Annotated in this window: 15 protein-coding genes; 9 read left to right on the top strand and 6 right to left on the bottom strand. The window is 53.9% G+C overall.

Going from position 1 to position 16,148, the window contains the following annotated elements; genetic code table 11:
• Window positions 1-181 precede the first annotated feature (181 nt).
• Together ACTU44_RS11295 and ACTU44_RS11290 are read left to right on the top strand one after the other, a co-directional pair.
• Complete coding sequence (locus ACTU44_RS11295; protein ID WP_114097627.1) at window positions 182-802, top strand: NUDIX domain-containing protein; 621 nt, start codon at window positions 182-184, stop codon at window positions 800-802.
• A gap of 142 nt (window positions 803-944) precedes the next feature.
• Window positions 945-1,943, top strand: coding sequence for a cysteine synthase A (locus tag ACTU44_RS11290; RefSeq protein ID WP_114097626.1), 999 nt, complete (start codon window positions 945-947; stop codon window positions 1,941-1,943).
• A gap of 81 nt (window positions 1,944-2,024) precedes the next feature.
• Here ACTU44_RS11290 and ACTU44_RS11285 read toward each other — a convergent pair whose 3' ends face one another.
• Window positions 2,025-3,413 carry an MFS transporter gene (locus ACTU44_RS11285; protein WP_462095425.1) on the bottom strand — a complete coding sequence of 463 codons (1,389 nt, stop codon included), beginning with the start codon at window positions 3,411-3,413 and terminating at the stop codon, window positions 2,025-2,027.
• A gap of 110 nt (window positions 3,414-3,523) precedes the next feature.
• On the opposite strand from ACTU44_RS11285, the gene ACTU44_RS11280 reads away from it, so the two are divergent.
• Window positions 3,524-4,429: a LysR family transcriptional regulator gene (locus ACTU44_RS11280; protein WP_462095424.1), complete on the top strand. Its 906-nt coding sequence runs from the start codon at window positions 3,524-3,526 to the stop codon at window positions 4,427-4,429.
• 19 nt (window positions 4,430-4,448) lie between these two features.
• Here the strand turns inward: ACTU44_RS11280 and ACTU44_RS11275 are convergent, their stop codons facing one another.
• On the bottom strand, window positions 4,449-4,967 hold the full coding sequence (locus ACTU44_RS11275; RefSeq protein ID WP_462095423.1) for a P-loop nucleotide/nucleoside kinase family protein: 519 nt from the start codon (window positions 4,965-4,967) through the stop codon (window positions 4,449-4,451).
• Between the two features lie 142 nt (window positions 4,968-5,109).
• Here ACTU44_RS11275 and ACTU44_RS11270 point away from each other — a divergent pair, with 142 nt between their 5' ends.
• The 4 genes from ACTU44_RS11270 to ACTU44_RS11255 all read left to right on the top strand — a co-directional run bounded on the left by ACTU44_RS11270 (window position 5,110) and on the right by ACTU44_RS11255 (window position 8,985).
• Complete coding sequence (locus ACTU44_RS11270; RefSeq protein WP_462095422.1) at window positions 5,110-6,129, top strand: LLM class flavin-dependent oxidoreductase; 1,020 nt, start codon at window positions 5,110-5,112, stop codon at window positions 6,127-6,129.
• 139 nt (window positions 6,130-6,268) lie between these two features.
• On the top strand, window positions 6,269-6,796 hold the full coding sequence (locus ACTU44_RS11265) for a chloramphenicol phosphotransferase CPT family protein (protein WP_181850186.1): 528 nt from the start codon (window positions 6,269-6,271) through the stop codon (window positions 6,794-6,796).
• Window positions 6,797-7,250: 454 nt separating this feature from the next.
• Complete coding sequence (locus ACTU44_RS11260; protein ID WP_114097622.1) at window positions 7,251-8,825, top strand: L-lactate permease; 1,575 nt, start codon at window positions 7,251-7,253, stop codon at window positions 8,823-8,825.
• Window position 8,826: 1 nt separating this feature from the next.
• The gene (locus ACTU44_RS11255; protein WP_336080700.1) at window positions 8,827-8,985 is read left to right on the top strand and encodes a hypothetical protein; all 159 of its coding nucleotides are present in this window, start codon (window positions 8,827-8,829) and stop codon (window positions 8,983-8,985) included.
• A gap of 55 nt (window positions 8,986-9,040) precedes the next feature.
• Here the strand turns inward: ACTU44_RS11255 and ACTU44_RS11250 are convergent, their stop codons facing one another.
• Complete coding sequence (locus ACTU44_RS11250; protein WP_462095421.1) at window positions 9,041-9,673, bottom strand: LysE family translocator; 633 nt, start codon at window positions 9,671-9,673, stop codon at window positions 9,041-9,043.
• A 361-nt stretch (window positions 9,674-10,034) separates the two neighbouring features.
• On the opposite strand from ACTU44_RS11250, the gene ACTU44_RS11245 reads away from it, so the two are divergent.
• Window positions 10,035-11,705: an inverse autotransporter beta domain-containing protein gene (locus tag ACTU44_RS11245; protein WP_462095420.1), complete on the top strand. Its 1,671-nt coding sequence runs from the start codon at window positions 10,035-10,037 to the stop codon at window positions 11,703-11,705.
• A 72-nt stretch (window positions 11,706-11,777) separates the two neighbouring features.
• Entirely contained in the window at window positions 11,778-12,941 is a 1,164-nt protein-coding gene (locus ACTU44_RS11240; protein ID WP_462095419.1) for a PA0069 family radical SAM protein, read from the top strand.
• 33 nt (window positions 12,942-12,974) lie between these two features.
• On the opposite strand, the gene tyrS is transcribed toward ACTU44_RS11240, so the two are convergent.
• The 3 genes from tyrS to ACTU44_RS11225 all read right to left on the bottom strand — a co-directional run bounded on the left by tyrS (window position 12,975) and on the right by ACTU44_RS11225 (window position 15,914).
• A complete protein-coding gene (gene tyrS / locus ACTU44_RS11235; protein ID WP_462095418.1) occupies window positions 12,975-14,294 on the bottom strand; it encodes a tyrosine--tRNA ligase in 1,320 nt (439 codons plus the stop codon).
• 305 nt (window positions 14,295-14,599) lie between these two features.
• On the bottom strand, window positions 14,600-15,133 hold the full coding sequence (locus tag ACTU44_RS11230; RefSeq protein ID WP_462095417.1) for a hypothetical protein: 534 nt from the start codon (window positions 15,131-15,133) through the stop codon (window positions 14,600-14,602).
• A gap of 88 nt (window positions 15,134-15,221) precedes the next feature.
• A complete protein-coding gene (locus ACTU44_RS11225) occupies window positions 15,222-15,914 on the bottom strand; it encodes a hypothetical protein (RefSeq protein WP_462095416.1) in 693 nt (230 codons plus the stop codon).
• Window positions 15,915-16,148: the final 234 nt, after the last annotated feature.

Here is a 16,148-nt window from a genome sequence, read left to right as displayed (position 1 = left end):
AGGGATGCCCTACCTATCCCAACGACGACCTGTTAAACCGGCATGGCCAGCACCACTACAGCCATGCGTTTCATCAAACACATACATAAGAATAAAAGAATATCACTTCCAGTTTAAAATTATTCCATCTTTTCGCGCATTCAAAACATGCCCGTCAACGAACAATCATGGAAAAGAAGCAATGCCTCACAAAACTTTTGACATCATCCAACGCAAACGTGGTTGGGACGGGTATTTCAAACTTGATGTCTATCGCTTACAACATGACAAGTTTGATGGCGGGAAAAGTGCAATTCTTCAGCGCGAAATCCTGGAACGCGGGCATGCTGTCGCCGTCCTGCCCTATGACCCTGTACGTGATGAAGTTATTCTGATCGAGCAATTCCGTCCGGGCACATTGTCGGTTCAGGAACGCTATCCTGATATGCCCGTGTGGCTGATCGAAATTGTCGCGGGCATCATCGAGGATGGCGAGACCGCCGAAAACGTCGCACTCCGTGAAACCATCGAAGAAGCCGGTTGCGAGATCATCGCACCGCTTGAAAAGATATCGCAATATTACGTGACACCGGGCTGTTCGAGCGAAACAGTCACCATGTTCTATGGGCGGGTTGATGCATCAAAGGTTGGCGGCATTCACGGTCTTGATGAAGAAGGCGAAGACATTCGCGTCTTTACCGTCTCCGCAGAAGAATGCTTTGCCATGTTGCAGAATGGACAACTCTGCAATGCAACGACAACCATTGCCATTCAATGGCTGATGCTGAACCGCGACCGCATCCGCAAGGAAGCTGGCATTTAGCATCTATTTCACTGCATTTCGACGACTGTGAAATTCAACACAAACTTTTCGTTGTAATTTCCAAACTATCTTGACTTTTGTGTAATAAAGTCCCAATCAACAACTAATCAAATTTTGAACCCAACCACGTTTGGAGTCTGTCATGGACATTCGCAATGGCACCATCGAAGCCATTGGCCGCACCCCGCTTGTGAAGCTGAAAAAGGTTTCCGAGCTGACGGGTTGCACCATTCTTGGCAAGGCCGAATATGCAAATCCGGGCGGATCGGTCAAAGACCGTGCTGCCCTTGCCATCATTCGTGATGCCGAGGCCCGCGGCCTTCTGAAACCCGGCGGCGTGATTGTCGAAGGTACGGCTGGCAATACCGGTATTGGCCTTGCTGTTGTTGGCAACGCGCTTGGCTATCGCACCGTGATTGTCATTCCGGAAACCCAGAGTCAGGAAAAGAAAGATCTTCTGCGTCTGCTTGGTGCTGATCTGCGCGAAGTTCCGGCTGTACCCTACCGCGATCAGAACAACTATGTGCATGTTTCCCGCCGTCTGGCCGAAGAACTGGCACAAACCGAACCCAATGGCGCCATCTGGGCCAACCAGTTCGATAACGTCGCCAACCGTCAGGGCCATATCGACACCACGGCACCCGAAATCTGGGAACAGACCGACGGGAAGATTGATGGCTTTATCTGTGCAGTCGGCACTGGCGGCACGCTTGCCGGTGTTTCACTCGCACTGAAAGAGCGCAACAAAAACATCCAGATCGGCCTTGCCGATCCGATGGGTGCAGCCCTTTACAGCCACTACAAGTTCGGTGAACTGAAATCCGAAGGCAGCTCGATCTCCGAGGGCATTGGTCAAGGCCGTATCACCGCCAACCTTGAAGGCGTTGACATCGATCACCCGTTCCAGATTTCGGATGAAGAAATGCTGCCGATCGTCTTTGACCTGCTTAAGGAAGAAGGTCTGTGCATGGGCGGATCGACCGGCATTAACATTGCCGGTGCAGTGCGCCTTGCCCGCGAACTGGGCCCGGGTAAAACCATTGTCACGATCCTGTGCGACCTTGGCACCCGCTATCAGAGCAAGCTTTGGAATCCCGAATTCCTTAAGGAAAAAGGTCTTCCAAGCCCCGATTGGCTGTAAGTCCCAACGCCTTGTCCAACACAAAACCCCGCCAGTTCGACTGGCGGGGTTTTGTTTTTGTCATCTGCCTTGAACGCAGTTTCATGTCGCGTCGGCCAGTTCCACTGACAGGGACGAACGCCCTTTCTCCTTGGGAACGGCCTGAGCCGCTTGCGATGCCAACCGCCACAGATAAATGCCGCACAGAAGCGCACCAACCAGCAAGGCACCGGCAAATCCCGCCACCGCATTCCAGCCACCATGTGACCAGAACCAGCCACCGACCGAGCCCATGATGCTTGACCCAAGATAATAGGCCAGCAGATAGAGCGACGATGCATGGCCTTTGGAGGTCTCGGCAAGTCGCCCGACCCAGCCGCTTGCAATCGAATGGGCAACGAAAAAGCCACTGGTCAGAACCACAATGCCACCAATGATCCCGCCAAGGCTTTCAAGCATGGTGAGCGCAACACCAAGACCGGCCAACAAAATCCCGACCACAAGAACCGGCCCCCGGCCCAGCTTGTCTGACAAAGCCCCGGCAAGGGATGACATCACCGATCCACACAGATAGACCACAAAGATCAGACCGATCTGACTTTGACTAAGGCCATAGGGCGCATCAGATAGCCGGAACCCGACATAGTTAAACACCGTGACAAAACAGCCCATGGCAAAGGCACCGACCAGAAACACAAACGGCAATCCGGCATGTTTAAGGTGCCCGCCCCAGGCCCGCATATGGTAGCGTACCTGAAAGCCCGGACGGCGAACAAAGTTGCGCGATGTCGGCAACAAAACGGCAAAGCCAAGGGCTGCAAGCAATCCAAGCGCCCCCATGGCCCCAAGGGCCGCGTGCCAGCCAAACAGGTCAGTCAGAAAACCGATCACGACACGACCACTCAGGCCACCGATTGCCGTGCCACTGATATAGATGCCCATCGCCATGCCCAACCCTTTGGGGTCGATTTCCTCGGCCAGATAGGCCATGGCAACAGCGGGAACACCACCAAGTACAAGTCCCTCAACCGCGCGCAGCGCCAGAAAGGCATGCCAGTCCGACAGAAACGGCGCGATCACATTCAGGATCGATGCCACACACATCGACACCAGCATCAATTGTTTGCGCCCGGTGGCTTCGGACACGGCACCGGCCAACAAAATGGCAAAAGCCAGAAGCCCGGTGGTCAGTGACAGCGCAAGCGAGCTTTCAGCAGGCCCGACGCCAAAATGATCGGCCAGTTCGGGCAACAGTGGCTGCACACAATAGATCAGGGAAAAGGTCGCATATCCGGCAAGGAAAAGCGCAACACTGATCCGGCGAAATGCGGCAGAACCCGGACTGATCCAGACCGGTTCTGCAGGCATATGCGCATTGGTGGACGCGAGTGGGTTATCAGTACGCTGGGGAAGCGCACTTATCGACGATGCCGGCATGGCTGTTACTTCTTGCACATGGGACTCAGGTTCCTGTTCCGGAGAAACAGACATTTGCGACCTCGTTTAGAAGGGTTCGTGGGGTATGGTTATGATTGCATTCCTTTCGTCATCCGTCCAATATATGGAACAGTCATTCTTGATATGTTTTGGATATATTGTAAATGGAACTTCGTCATATTCGCTACTTTCTGGCCGTCGCCCGCGAAGGCAATTTCACCCGCGCCGCCGCCCGGATCGGCATCGGTCAACCGCCACTTAGTCAGCAAATCCGCGACCTTGAAACCGAAATTGGTACGACCCTTTTCCATCGCGTACCCCATGGCGCCGAACTGACAGAAGCCGGATCAGCGTTTTACGATGTGGTTGTCCAATTCCCTGATCTTGCCGAACGTGCCATTCGCGCAGCCCAGCGGGCCGGTCGTGGCGAAGTCGGGTCCATTCGCGTCGGGTTCACCGCCTCTGCCGCATTCAGCCCGTCCGTACCTCGGGTCTTTCGCGACTTTCGCCGTGCCTATCCCGGTGTCGAAATGACGCTTGAAGAAGCCAACTCGGCACAGCTTGTCGCAAGCCTACGCGAAGAACGCCTTGATGCGGTGTTTCTTCGTCAGGATGCGATTGCAGGAGATGGCATTCGCCTGCATGTGATTTCATCCGAACCGATGGTGGCCGTGCTTCCGGCCGGTCACCCGGCCGCACGGCACGACAAGATATCGCTGGCTGACTTGCGCGATGATGCATTGATCCTGACGCCGCGGGCCGTTGGCCCCACCCATTTCGACAAGGTAGTCACCGCCTGCCGTGACGCCGGGTTTGAACCGCAACTGGGTCAGATCGCCCCGCAGCTGGGATCGGTCATTAACTTTGTTGCTGCCGAACTTGGCTTTTCACTGGTACCCAAACCAATGACACAGCTTCAGGCCAATGGCGTTGCCTATCGCGAGATCGAGGGTAACGTTCCAATTGCCCAGTTGTCACTGGCCTATCGCAGCAACGATATTTCGATCGCGCTTCGAAATTTCGTCAGCCGCACGCTTGCTGCACATCGAAAACCTGACATCGATAGATAGGCAAACAAACATATTCTATTCAGATGGTTGCAATCCGTTCCCGAACAAACCTGACAAGCATATCGGCAGATGCATCAAGGGTCTGCAAAGCCGTATCAATCACAAGATCCGCTTCGGCCCAGGAATGATATTCTCGGTCACAGACCTTTTGCCAGTCGGGCAGTTTCAGGTTGTCGATATCGCTCTTGCGGGTTTCAACCCGATGGCGGTGCTGATCACGATCAGAACAAATCAGTTCAATCTGAACAAAGGGTTTATCTGCCATCCTTGCAGCTTCTCGCCATTCGGCACGGGAAACTTCAATCGGATTGACCGCATCCCCGATCACCAAGTGCCCAAGACGCAAATTATCCGTGGCAATCCGGTTTGCCACAACATATCCGACCGGCCCCATTTCATCGGATGGAACAACACCACAATCAATAATCGCCTGCTCTATCGTGTCAATTCGCAGATGGATCGCACCGAGTTCCCGGGCAGCCAATCTGGCAATCGACGTTTTACCCACACCGGGCAATCCACCAAGAATGATTAACATTTTCATTGCTCCAAGATAGGGCATCCATATGACCATTCCCGTTTGGGACTGGCAAGACGATGATTTCGGGCTAGATTAAGCCCAACTGTGAAATCTCGCACCCCGCATTGCGGCCTTGTGCGCCAAACCGAAAGTCTGGCTGATGCTACGATATTCCCTTCTTGATCTTTGCCCGGTAAATGCGGGCGAACATCCTTCAGATGCCCTGCGCAATACCCTTGAACTTGCCCGGCATGCCGAAAAACTCGGTTATCACCGCTATTGGCTGGCCGAACATCACAATATGCCCGGCATTGCCAGTGCGGCGACGTCCGTTGTCATGGCACATGTCGCGGCTGGCACCAAAACCATCCGGGTTGGATCGGGTGGCGTGATGCTGCCAAACCACGCGCCGCTTGTGATTGCTGAACAGTTCGGTACCCTTGATGCACTTCATCCCGGCCGTATTGATCTTGGCATTGGACGCGCGCCGGGCACGGATCAACGCACCGCTGCCGCCCTGCGTCGTGACATGCATGGATCCGAAGAACGCTTTATTCAGGATGTCTTGCAAGTACAGGCCTTCCTTGCCCCCCTTGAAGGCAACCCGCCGATCCGTGCGGTTCCCGGTTACGGATCACAAGTGCCAATGTGGCTTTTGGGAAGCAGCCTGTTTTCTGCCGACCTTGCCGCACGCCTTGGCCTGCCCTTTGCCTTTGCATCGCATTTTGCCCCTGACATGCTGATGGATGCCCTGACCCTTTATCGCCATCGCTTTGAGCCAAGCGAACAGCTTGATAAACCCTATGCGATTGCCGCGATGGGATTCTTTGCCGCCGACACGGACGAGGAAGGCGAATATCTTGCGACATCGATGCAGCAACAGTTCCTGAATCTGCGCCGTGGTACGCCAGGTCAGCTGCCCCAACCGGTCAGGGATATGAGCGAAATCTGGAACCGTGTTGAAAAGGCCGGTGTGGATCACGCCATGCGCTATGCCGCGATTGGCGGACGCGACACTGTACGCAAAAAGCTTCGCGAATTTGCCTATATGACCAATGCCGATGAAATCATGGTGACGGCAAATATCTTTGATCAGGCTGCACGTCAGAAATCCTTCGCGATTGCCGCAGAATTGTTTGCCGAAATGAATGCGCAAAGCAGTGACAAGGATTGCGCATAAGCCATCAAAAGCTCCAAGGCAGGAAGTGGCGGCAGATTTCTATTTGCCGCCATTTTTGTATTTGGATGGCTTTACCCCACAAGCGAAGCCACCTATCGTGTTGGCATAAATCACACCACCACTGAATACGGGATTTCAGGTGTTTATCCTTTTGAACGGCACATCGAGTGCAGGCAAAACAAGCATTGCACATGCGTTGCGCAAACAACTTGCCGACCCGACCCTGATATTCTCGCGCGATCAGTTTCATCAATCCCTGCCCGCGCAGTTTTGGGAAGATGCAGCGCTTCGTCGTCTAATCGGCCCGACTCTCTTTCGCCAGTTCCATCAATCACTGCTGCCGTTTTGTACCGAGGAGCAGAATGTGATCATTGATCACGTTCTTAATCAGGCGGAATGGGCGCCTGAAATTGCCGGAATATTTGAAGGTGTCGATCTGTATTTCATCGGCGTGAAATGCCCGATTGAAATCACAGAAGAACGCGAAAGATCACGAGATGATCGCCCGAACGGTTTGGCAAGGTCGCAAATCGATGTCGTGCATGCTCATGGCGCTTATGATTTCACAGTTGATACATCCCGCTTGTCTGCACAGCGGTGTGCCGCAGACATCATCAATCATGTCAGAAACAATCCGCCGACAGCATTTCATCGCCTTCTTGCGTGATAGAACCGACACACCTAATCGCGTTGGAACGCATAACAGCCAAAGAAACCTACGCCATTCGTCATCAGGTTCTGAGGCCCAATGAGCCAGTTGAATATTGCACGCTTGCTGACGATGGTGGGGCCTTTCATTTCGGCAGATATGTGGATCATCAAGTGGTGTGTCTTGTGTCGCTTTCATAAAGGCTGACGACAAGGTCCCTTAACAATTGTTCAGCGTTAAAATCATAACAAACGTATCGCCATAGCGGGCACCAACCGTCGGATCACACTAGATACAGCACATGATTGTTCATTGACTTGGCTTGATGTGCTCCAGTTCGTATAGGTCGTTTCATCATACGAAATACCAACTTACGCTACTTGCGCTTGCATCACAGCTCGGACAATATGCGCATCCCGTCGCATCGATCGACGACAGCCCCATTGTTTCAAAAGGTTATGGTGCGCCACCCATGAGTGACTTTTTGCTGGCAGCATTGCCAATCGCAACCATCCTGTTTCTGATGATCAAGGCAAACTGGGGGGCTGCACGTGCAGGTGCTGCCGCGTGGTTTGTCACCGCAATCATCGCCGTCTTTTTCTTTGGCGCACCAACCGAAATGCTGATCATCGCCCAGGCCAAGGGCGTGATGCTTGGCCTTTATATTCTCTACATCGTCTGGGCGGCGCTCATCCTGTATTTCGCTGCCGACGAAGCCGGTGCAATCAAAACCATCGGGCGCGCCATCCGGTCGCTGACCGATGATCGCCCCTTGCAACTTCTGATCCTTGGCTATGTGTTTGCAAGCTTCCTTCAGGGTGTTGCCGGCTTTGGTGTGCCGATTGCAGTTGTCGCCCCGCTGCTTCTGGGCATGGGGTTCTCGCCGGTACTGGCCGTTGCAGCCCCGATGATCGGGCACAGCTGGTCGGTGCTGTTTGGCAATATGGCAACCTCGTTTGAAGCATTGATCGGTGTGACCGGCATTCCGGGCACGGAACTGACCCATTATTCCGCCATCCTTCTGGGACTTTCCGGCTTTAGCTGTGGCGCTGCTGTTTTGTGGCTTGATGGTGGTTTCCGCACCATTCGTCGCCGTATTGTGCCACTTGTCCTGATTTCCGGCGTCATGGGTGTGGTGCAATATTGCATGGCCAATTACGGCGTTTGGACGCTGGGCGGCCTGACTGCGGGCATCGCCGGTCTTGTGACGTCAATCATCGTCACCCGTTTCTGGAAACCGCATCCCGATGACGTCGCCGAACAGGTCGCCGATGATCATCATCACATGCCATTGCTTGAAGCGCTGACACCCTATCTGGTCTTTATTGGTCTGGTAACACTGGCAACCTTTGTTCCCGGCCTGGAAAGCATTCTGGGCAAAGTGCGCTTCACACTTGATTTCCCGGAAACGGCCACCTCTTTGGGCTGGGTCATCAATGCCGAAAGCGCCAAGTCGATTGCCATTTTCGGCCATCCCGGCGCGCTATTGCTTTATACCGCTGCGATCAGCTTTACCTTCTTCAAGCTGCGCGGCCATTATGATGCAGGGATTGGCAAGCGTATCTGGCAACGCACGCTCAAAAGCGGCCTGCCAACCAGCATCGGAATGGTGCCGGTGATCGGTCTTGCCATCATCATGGATCATGCCGGCATGACCTATGCCCTTGCCGAGGGCGGTGCGGCGATTTTCTCGGGTGCTTTTGCTGTTGCCTATCCGGTGATATCGCCTGCCATCGGAGCGCTCGGGGCCTTCATGACCGGCAGCACAAACAATTCCAACGTCGTGTTCGGCATGTTCCAGCGCCATACAGCTGAATTGTCGGGACTTTCAACCTCACTTATTCTTGCCGCACAGGCTACCGGTGCCTCGCTTGGCAGTATGCTGGCACCTTCAAAGATTCTGGTTGGATGTTCGACTGTTGGTCTTTCGGGCAAGGAAGGCCCGGTATTATCCGTGGTTCTGAAAACCGGTGTGATCCTGACAGCCCTTTGCGGCTTCATGGCACTTGGTATCATGTTGATCGCAACGATGAATGGGGGCTCCTGAAATGAAACAGAAACTGTTCAACCCGGTCTTTCTGGTTCTGGCATCAATCATCCTTCCGATTGCCAGTTTTGAGGCCCTTGTGATGGGCAGCATTGCGGCAAGTGACATCCTGCTTGCGCTATTTTGTGCAGTCATGGCGTTGATCATCGTCCGCAAATAAAAACCCGCCGGGGCATGGCCACCGGCGGATTTGCAGATCGGCTGGAATGCAACACCTAGGGGCGGAAGGTTGCAAGCTTCAACCCAAAGGCAACAAAGACCGCACCGGTGGTTGCCTTGAGCACGCGCTGGAACCGGCCACTCCCGGCAAAGCGCGTCAAGCGCGCCAGCAGCAGGATGATCGCCCCGAACCAGATGGCGTTGATTGCGGCATGCACGCAGACCAGCATGAAGGCCGATGATACCGCCCCTTCACCCGCCGGAATGAATTGCGGAAACGCTGCCAGATAAAAGATCGAGACTTTCGGGTTCAGAACATTGGTCAGGAACCCTTCGCCATAGGCCATGACAAGGGTCCGCTTGCGCTTGGCCGGGGTAATTTCCCGAACGGTCTGAACACCGCGCCATGCATCGCGCAATGCCTTGAAACCGATCCAGCATAAATAGGCCGCCCCCAACAACTTGACGACCATAAATGCCTGTGCCGATTGCACAAGGATCACCGATATCCCGAGGATCGATAATGTCCCGTGGATGTAAAAGGCTGTGACAAATCCGGCGACATTGGCAAAACCGGCTGCACGACCGGATGTCGGTACCGTTTTGGCCACCAAAACACCATTCGGCCCGGGCGACATCACCAGAAGCGACGTCACGAGCGCAAAGCTCAAAAACTGGGTCCAATCCATGGGGCAGCTCCCTGATACGTGGTTATGCATGTTGACAGCGCATGACGACTATAGCTCCACACGGTATTCCAACAAGAAAATGATTGTGACCATGACATTTGCCCAGAGGTCACGCCCCTCGCGCTCTTCGCGTTCCTCGCGTCCCCGAGGAAAATGATAACTTTTCGAAAAATGATAAAGAATAGAAGTGGTTCCGGCACCCGCATCCCATTAGATTTTTAGTGAAAATACAGATGCGGCGCACAGCCGCACATTTACGGGGCACCAATTTCCCCATGAGCCAACAGAACCCTGCTCCTCGCAAGTGCATCGGCATATCGCTGTTGCGCAATGAACTTTTCTGACCAGATTGATCATGTACATGACCAAAGCCACCCTGCCCGTCTTCCTGTTTGCCATCACTTTTTTTGCAACATCCACGACTCAAGCCGATACCTTGCCAAATACGGATAAATGGGGTGGCCATATTGATCTTGAAGGCAAGGCAGGTACAGATCGCAACCTTGGTGAAACAGATCTGTTCATTCCGCTTTGGCAGGATGAGGACACACTGACATTCACCAGCCTTCGCGCCCGGATGGATGACAATAACAGCCACGAAGGGAACTTCGGTCTTGGCATCCGTCAGATGCTTGATTCGGGATGGAACATTGGCGGCTATGGTTACTTTGACCGCCGCCACAGCCCCTATGGCAACAAATTCAACCAATTGACCTTCGGCGCAGAGGCCCTGTCGCTTGATTGGGATTTTCGCGCCAATGCCTATGTCCCGATTGGCACGACACAATACTTCGAGGACAGCCTCAGTACTGTTGATGTGAGCGGCACCTCCTTGATGTACAATCAAGGTGAAGAACGCGCATTACGTGGCTTTGACGGGGAAATTGGCTGGCGCATTCCGTTATTTGCGGCTGATGCCGGACAGCAACTCCGTGCCTATGCCGGTGGTTATCGCTTTACGGAAGACGGTGTTGATACAGTGCAGGGTCCGCGTGGGCGACTGGACCTGACCTTTGATGAAGTCCCCTTTTTGTGGGAAGGGTCGCGCTTCTCGCTCGGGGCGGAAATTCAGCATGACAGCCCACGGGGCACGCAGGGCTTTGCCAGCTTCCGCCTTCGTATCCCGTTGCAAGGCTTCGGCGATACTCCGAAACCCCGCCTGAGCGCGATGGAACGGCGCATGACCGATCCCATCATTCGCGATATTGATGTGGTCAGTCAGGCCGGACAGTTTTCTGAAGCAAGTGAAATCACCCAGACTGCGGACGGGAAAACGATCACAGTTCTGAACAGCAACTCGACATCGGCGGCGAACTTTGCCACTGACATTGCCAATGCAGGTGCCAATTCAACCGTAATCCTGAGCGGTAATTACACCGCAATCAATTCCGTCACAACGGTTCAAAGTGGACAAACAATTGTCGGGGGTGGCGCACTCGACATCAAAACCCCGACAGGACGGTCGGTTACGGTCACCATTCCGGATGCATCAATCTCGGGCACCGGCAGTAATGGCGGCGCCGGCGGTGGTGCACGTTTCTTTAACATGGCCGATAACAGCAGCCTGATTGGTGTGACCGCGAACGTTAACACGACCGGGTCAGCATACATCGTCCACATCGAAGGAAAGCAAAATGTTACCATTCGGAACAACAACCTGACAACGCAGAACGACAACTCAACCGCAGGCGCTATCATAATCAGAGACAGCCAGGATGTGACCATCAAGAATAATGTTTCATCCATTACCTCCAATGCAAATGGTGCCCGATTCCTGGCGATTATCGGCAACAATTCCAACATCAGCATCGATGACAACAAGCTTTCCGTGAGCGGAGCAGGCTTCGACAAGCGATTTGTGTTCTTCGCCAATTCATCAACCATAAATAACCTGTCAGGGACAGGTAATACCACCAACAACGTCAACCCATGCGGTGACGGCGGCGGAACCCTTCCCACCGTTACTGGCTCAGTCACGGTAGACGGCACCGCGGTAGACAGCACCGCAGTAAACAACCTCGAATGTCGATAGCTTGATACTGTACAAATCTGGACATATCGGCTTTGGCTTGAATGTTCTTTTTTTGTTCTTTATTGTGAGCATATGAAGAACAATATCAGCCAACCCCATGCCCACACCTGCGCCGTCATTTTTGATGATGGATGGTCAAACGCGAAATGTGATCTGAACATCTTGCCCGCCCGCGGACAAAAGGGACGCGGGGCTGTTTCGAATATTGACGGGCGATTTGAACGTCACATCCATCAGGCGGTTGATGACGGATGGCTGGGCACATTGATGGAAGATCAGGACGCCCCGCGCACCAAAACCACCCTTGGCATCGATGGGGCGCGTTCTGTGATCACCCGCAATCAAAGCCCGGATGTCCCGTTTGATCGGTCAATCAATCCCTATCGCGGGTGTGAACATGGCTGTGTCTATTGTTTTGCCCGCCCGACACATGCCTATCTGGGCTTGTCCCCCGGCCTTGATTTTGAAACCAGACTGTTCTGGAAACCGGAAGCCGCCCAGCTTTTGCGCAAACAACTTTCAAGCAAGGCCTACAACCCTGCCCCGATCGTGATCGGCACCAGCACCGATCCCTATCAACCGGTCGACCGTGACAAGAAACTGACCCGCGACATCATCAAGGTTCTGACAGATTGCCAGCATCCATTTTCGATCATCACCAAAAGTGCGCTGGTGACCCGCGACATTGATCTTATTGCCCCGATGGCGGCGCGCAATCGCGCATCGGTTGCCGTTTCAGTCACGAGCCTTGATCACAGACTTTCCAATCTTTTGGAACCGCGTGCCTCTGCGCCACATCGCAGGCTTGATGCCATCCGCAAGCTTTCAGACGCAGGGATTCCGGTCACTGTGCTTGCCGCCCCGATCATCCCGGGCCTGAATGATATGGAGATTGAAAACATCGTGGCAGCCTGTGCCGATGCCGGGGCCTGCGCGATCAGCCACATTGTCCTGCGCCTGCCGCTCGAAATTGCCGATCTGTTCGAAGAATGGCTGGAGGCAAACTATCCCGAGCGCAAGGACAAGGTCATGTCTCTTATCCGCCAGATGCGCGGTGGCGAACGCTATCAGTCGGAATTTGGTAACCGTATGCGCGGCACCGGTCCGATTGCCGAACTGATCGCCCATCGTTTCAAACTGGCACGCAAGAAATATAACCTGACCGGCCGGTCGATGGATCTTGATTGCAGCGGCTTCAAGCGGCCCAGCGCGGACGGGCAGATGTCGCTGTTCTGACATCTGCCCGTCAGATATCAAGCTGCCATGCCCTTAGCCGACACGCTTGATCGCGGCATGACGCTTTTTGCCAACTGAAAGCTGCAGCAACTCCCAATCATCAAATGCGTAATGCAGTACATGATGTTCCGGGTCGGTGATTTGCTTGTCATCAATGCGCACTGCGCCCGCTTCGACCAGACGGCGGGCTTCGCTATTGGTTTTGGCAAATCCGGCCATGACAATCAGGGCAAGGATCCCGATCCCGTCTTGTAGCGCATGGGCAGTGAATTCGAGTGTCGGCAAACCACTGAGATCACCGTTGGCACCAAAAATGCCATCGGCGGCTGATTTGGCAGCTTCAAGTTCAAACTCGCCATGGGCAAGCCTTGTGGCTTCATCGGCCAGAACAACCTTGGCGTCATTGATGTCGGCACCGGACAATTGTTCAAGCTGTTCGATATCAAGCAACGGAAGATCGGTGAACAAACGCAGGAAACGCCCAACATCACCATCCTCGCAATTGCGCCAGAACTGCCAGTAATCAAAGGTACTCAGCCGGTCGGCATTCAGCCACACCGCCCCTGCCGCCGTTTTGCCCATCTTCACACCCGATGACGTTGTCAGAAGCGGTGCTGTCATCCCGAACACTTCATTGCCATCGACCCGGCGCACAAGATCGACACCATTGATGATGTTGGCCCATTGATCGCCCCCGCCCATCTGCGCGCGGCATCCAAAGCGCCGCGACAGCTCCAGAAAATCAAAGGCCTGCAAGATCATGTAGTTGAATTCAAGGAAGCTGAGGCTTTCCTGACGTTCCAGACGTGATTTCACGGAATCAAATGACAGCATCCGGTTGACCGAAAAGTGTCGCCCGATATCACACAAAAGATCGACATAGCCCAACTGGTCAAGCCAGTCGGCGTTATTGACCAGAACCGCATCGGTTGGGCCATCGCCAAAACGCAGGAAACGACCAAACACCTTGCGAATGCCATTGATATTGGCGGTGATCTGTTCATCAGTCAGGATCGGACGCGCTTCCGAGCGAAAACTGGGATCCCCGATGCGCGTCGTCCCGCCACCGACCAGAACAATCGGCTTGTGCCCTTGGCGCTGCAACCAGCGCAGCGTCATGATCGGCAACAGATGGCCCACATGCAGGCTATCAGCCGTGGCATCAAATCCGATGTAAACCGGCACGGCTTCTTCACTGGCAAGAATACGATCCAGCCCGGCAAAGGACGTACATTGATGGATAAAACCGCGCGCATGCAGGGCCAGCAACGCATCGGATTCAAATCCGTTTGCCGTCACTTCACTGGCATTTTGCGGCGTCGTCGGGTGATCAACAGGTTGGGATATTGTCATTTCGGTTTTCCTTGATGGTGGGACCACCTCGGGCAAACCGGTTTATGGAAAAAAACAAAGGCTGCCCTGGGGCAGCCGGTCTTGGTTTAATTTACAAACACATCAACAGGCGCCGCACTATGTGTGCAGCGGATAATACGAGTTGAACTGTGCAAATACGTTTTCCATGCCCAAATGCATATGGCGCATTTCATGATCAGTCAAGACTGTTTGCATCACCATCCCTTTACGCGCCCCCTGATCCCAAAAACGAAAACACCCGCCAGACGATGGCAGGTGTTTGTCACAAGACCGGTTTCTAATGATCAGCTGACAACGCGATAACGTGCATGCAGGGCCGGATTATTGATCATGGTTGCACTGATCATGGGCTTGCCCGCCGCCTCTTCGGCACTTTCCAGCGCCATAACCGCAGCCTGATCATCCTGACTGACATTCCCCTGCTCGGTCAGGGCAAGATCACGTGCCGTTTCAAAGAAACGCAGGCCTCTCTTTTCCATGACATAAAGGGTTTCGCCGCCCCATTCCCCTGTCCAGACCAGACCGGAAAGCCCGGCCATTTCCTTTTCGATGCGGCTCGGCGAGATCGGCATGCCAAGACAGGTGGTCAGAAGAAATGAAAGTTCGGCTGCTGTAACCCCGTCTTCGCAACATTCTTCGGCCAGAACCGACATAACGGCCATGGTAACCACGCGAAGCGATACCTTGCTGGTTTCCAGACCCGGAAACCGGTTTTGTTGAAGTTGGACAATGTCATTGGCAATGCGATCCACATCCCCACGGATCACATACCGCCCGCGCCATACACGACAGCTTGTTCTGACTTCCCATTCACGCATTGTTGGTCCCACCCGTTTTTTATTTGTCCCAATGTAAAAACGATACATTACACATACATATAGTCAACATTTTTTTCGACATTATGTATCAATTTCGACATTCGGATTGGAACCACTGATAGCCAAGCTGTGACACGACGTAACCATCTTCATTTTCGACGGCGTCAAGATAGCCGCGTGAGACGGCAACATGAAAATCACGGCTAAAATTGCGCGGCATCCGCAGATGTTCCTGGCGACGCAGAACACGGCGGACGTCATCACGCGTCACGAAGCCCCGTCCATCCCGGTAATGCAGCCAGATCGCCGCAATCAGGATGGTTTCGGCAAAACCGCGCGGCTGTATTCGCGCGACCAGATCACCAAGCGACCCCATGAAACTGGTAATGAAGGCGCCCGGTTCGATGGCAGAAAATGCCGCCTGCGGATAGTCTGTTTGCGGTGAAGTTCCAGCAAGTTCAGCCCCATATACACCCTCGTCTGCATGAACGGGCACGCCCCCCGGTATATCGTCTGTATGTCGATCTATACTCTGTTGTCTGTTCGGGGTGTGAGGCCGCGCTATCGCGCTGTCGCCTGCTTGTGCGGCGCGGAGTGTCGTCGACCGTGCGGCATTTCCAGTCAAGCCGGATGGTGTTACTTGTGCAACAGGCGCCTGCACTGGCTGTCCGAACAAGGCAGCCATAACCACAGGCAAGCGTGCTGGCGGGATCGCGCATTCGAGATCCACCGGGCCAAAATCCCCCTCGCCGGTCAGTTTGACGTGAATTATTGCTGCCAAGGTTGCTGCTTCTCCTGATTTGCACAACCCAATACCATACATATTGTACGATATTCAACATCATTTTCCGATTCACGTACACAAACATACATTCATAGTATTGTCGCCCGACAATTTTACCCTCGACAATCAGGACGCGACCACCACACCATGAACAAAACACCCGTGAAGATGACAGATGTTCATTTCCGGTGAAGAACATGCGCAGCCGCCCCGCCTATCACAGGTCGCGCA

It is taken from the genome of Thalassospira sp. SM2505 (assembly GCF_054901115.1).
Note: the sequence above shows the minus strand (reverse complement) of the source record. Positions and strands in the feature narration are given on the sequence as shown.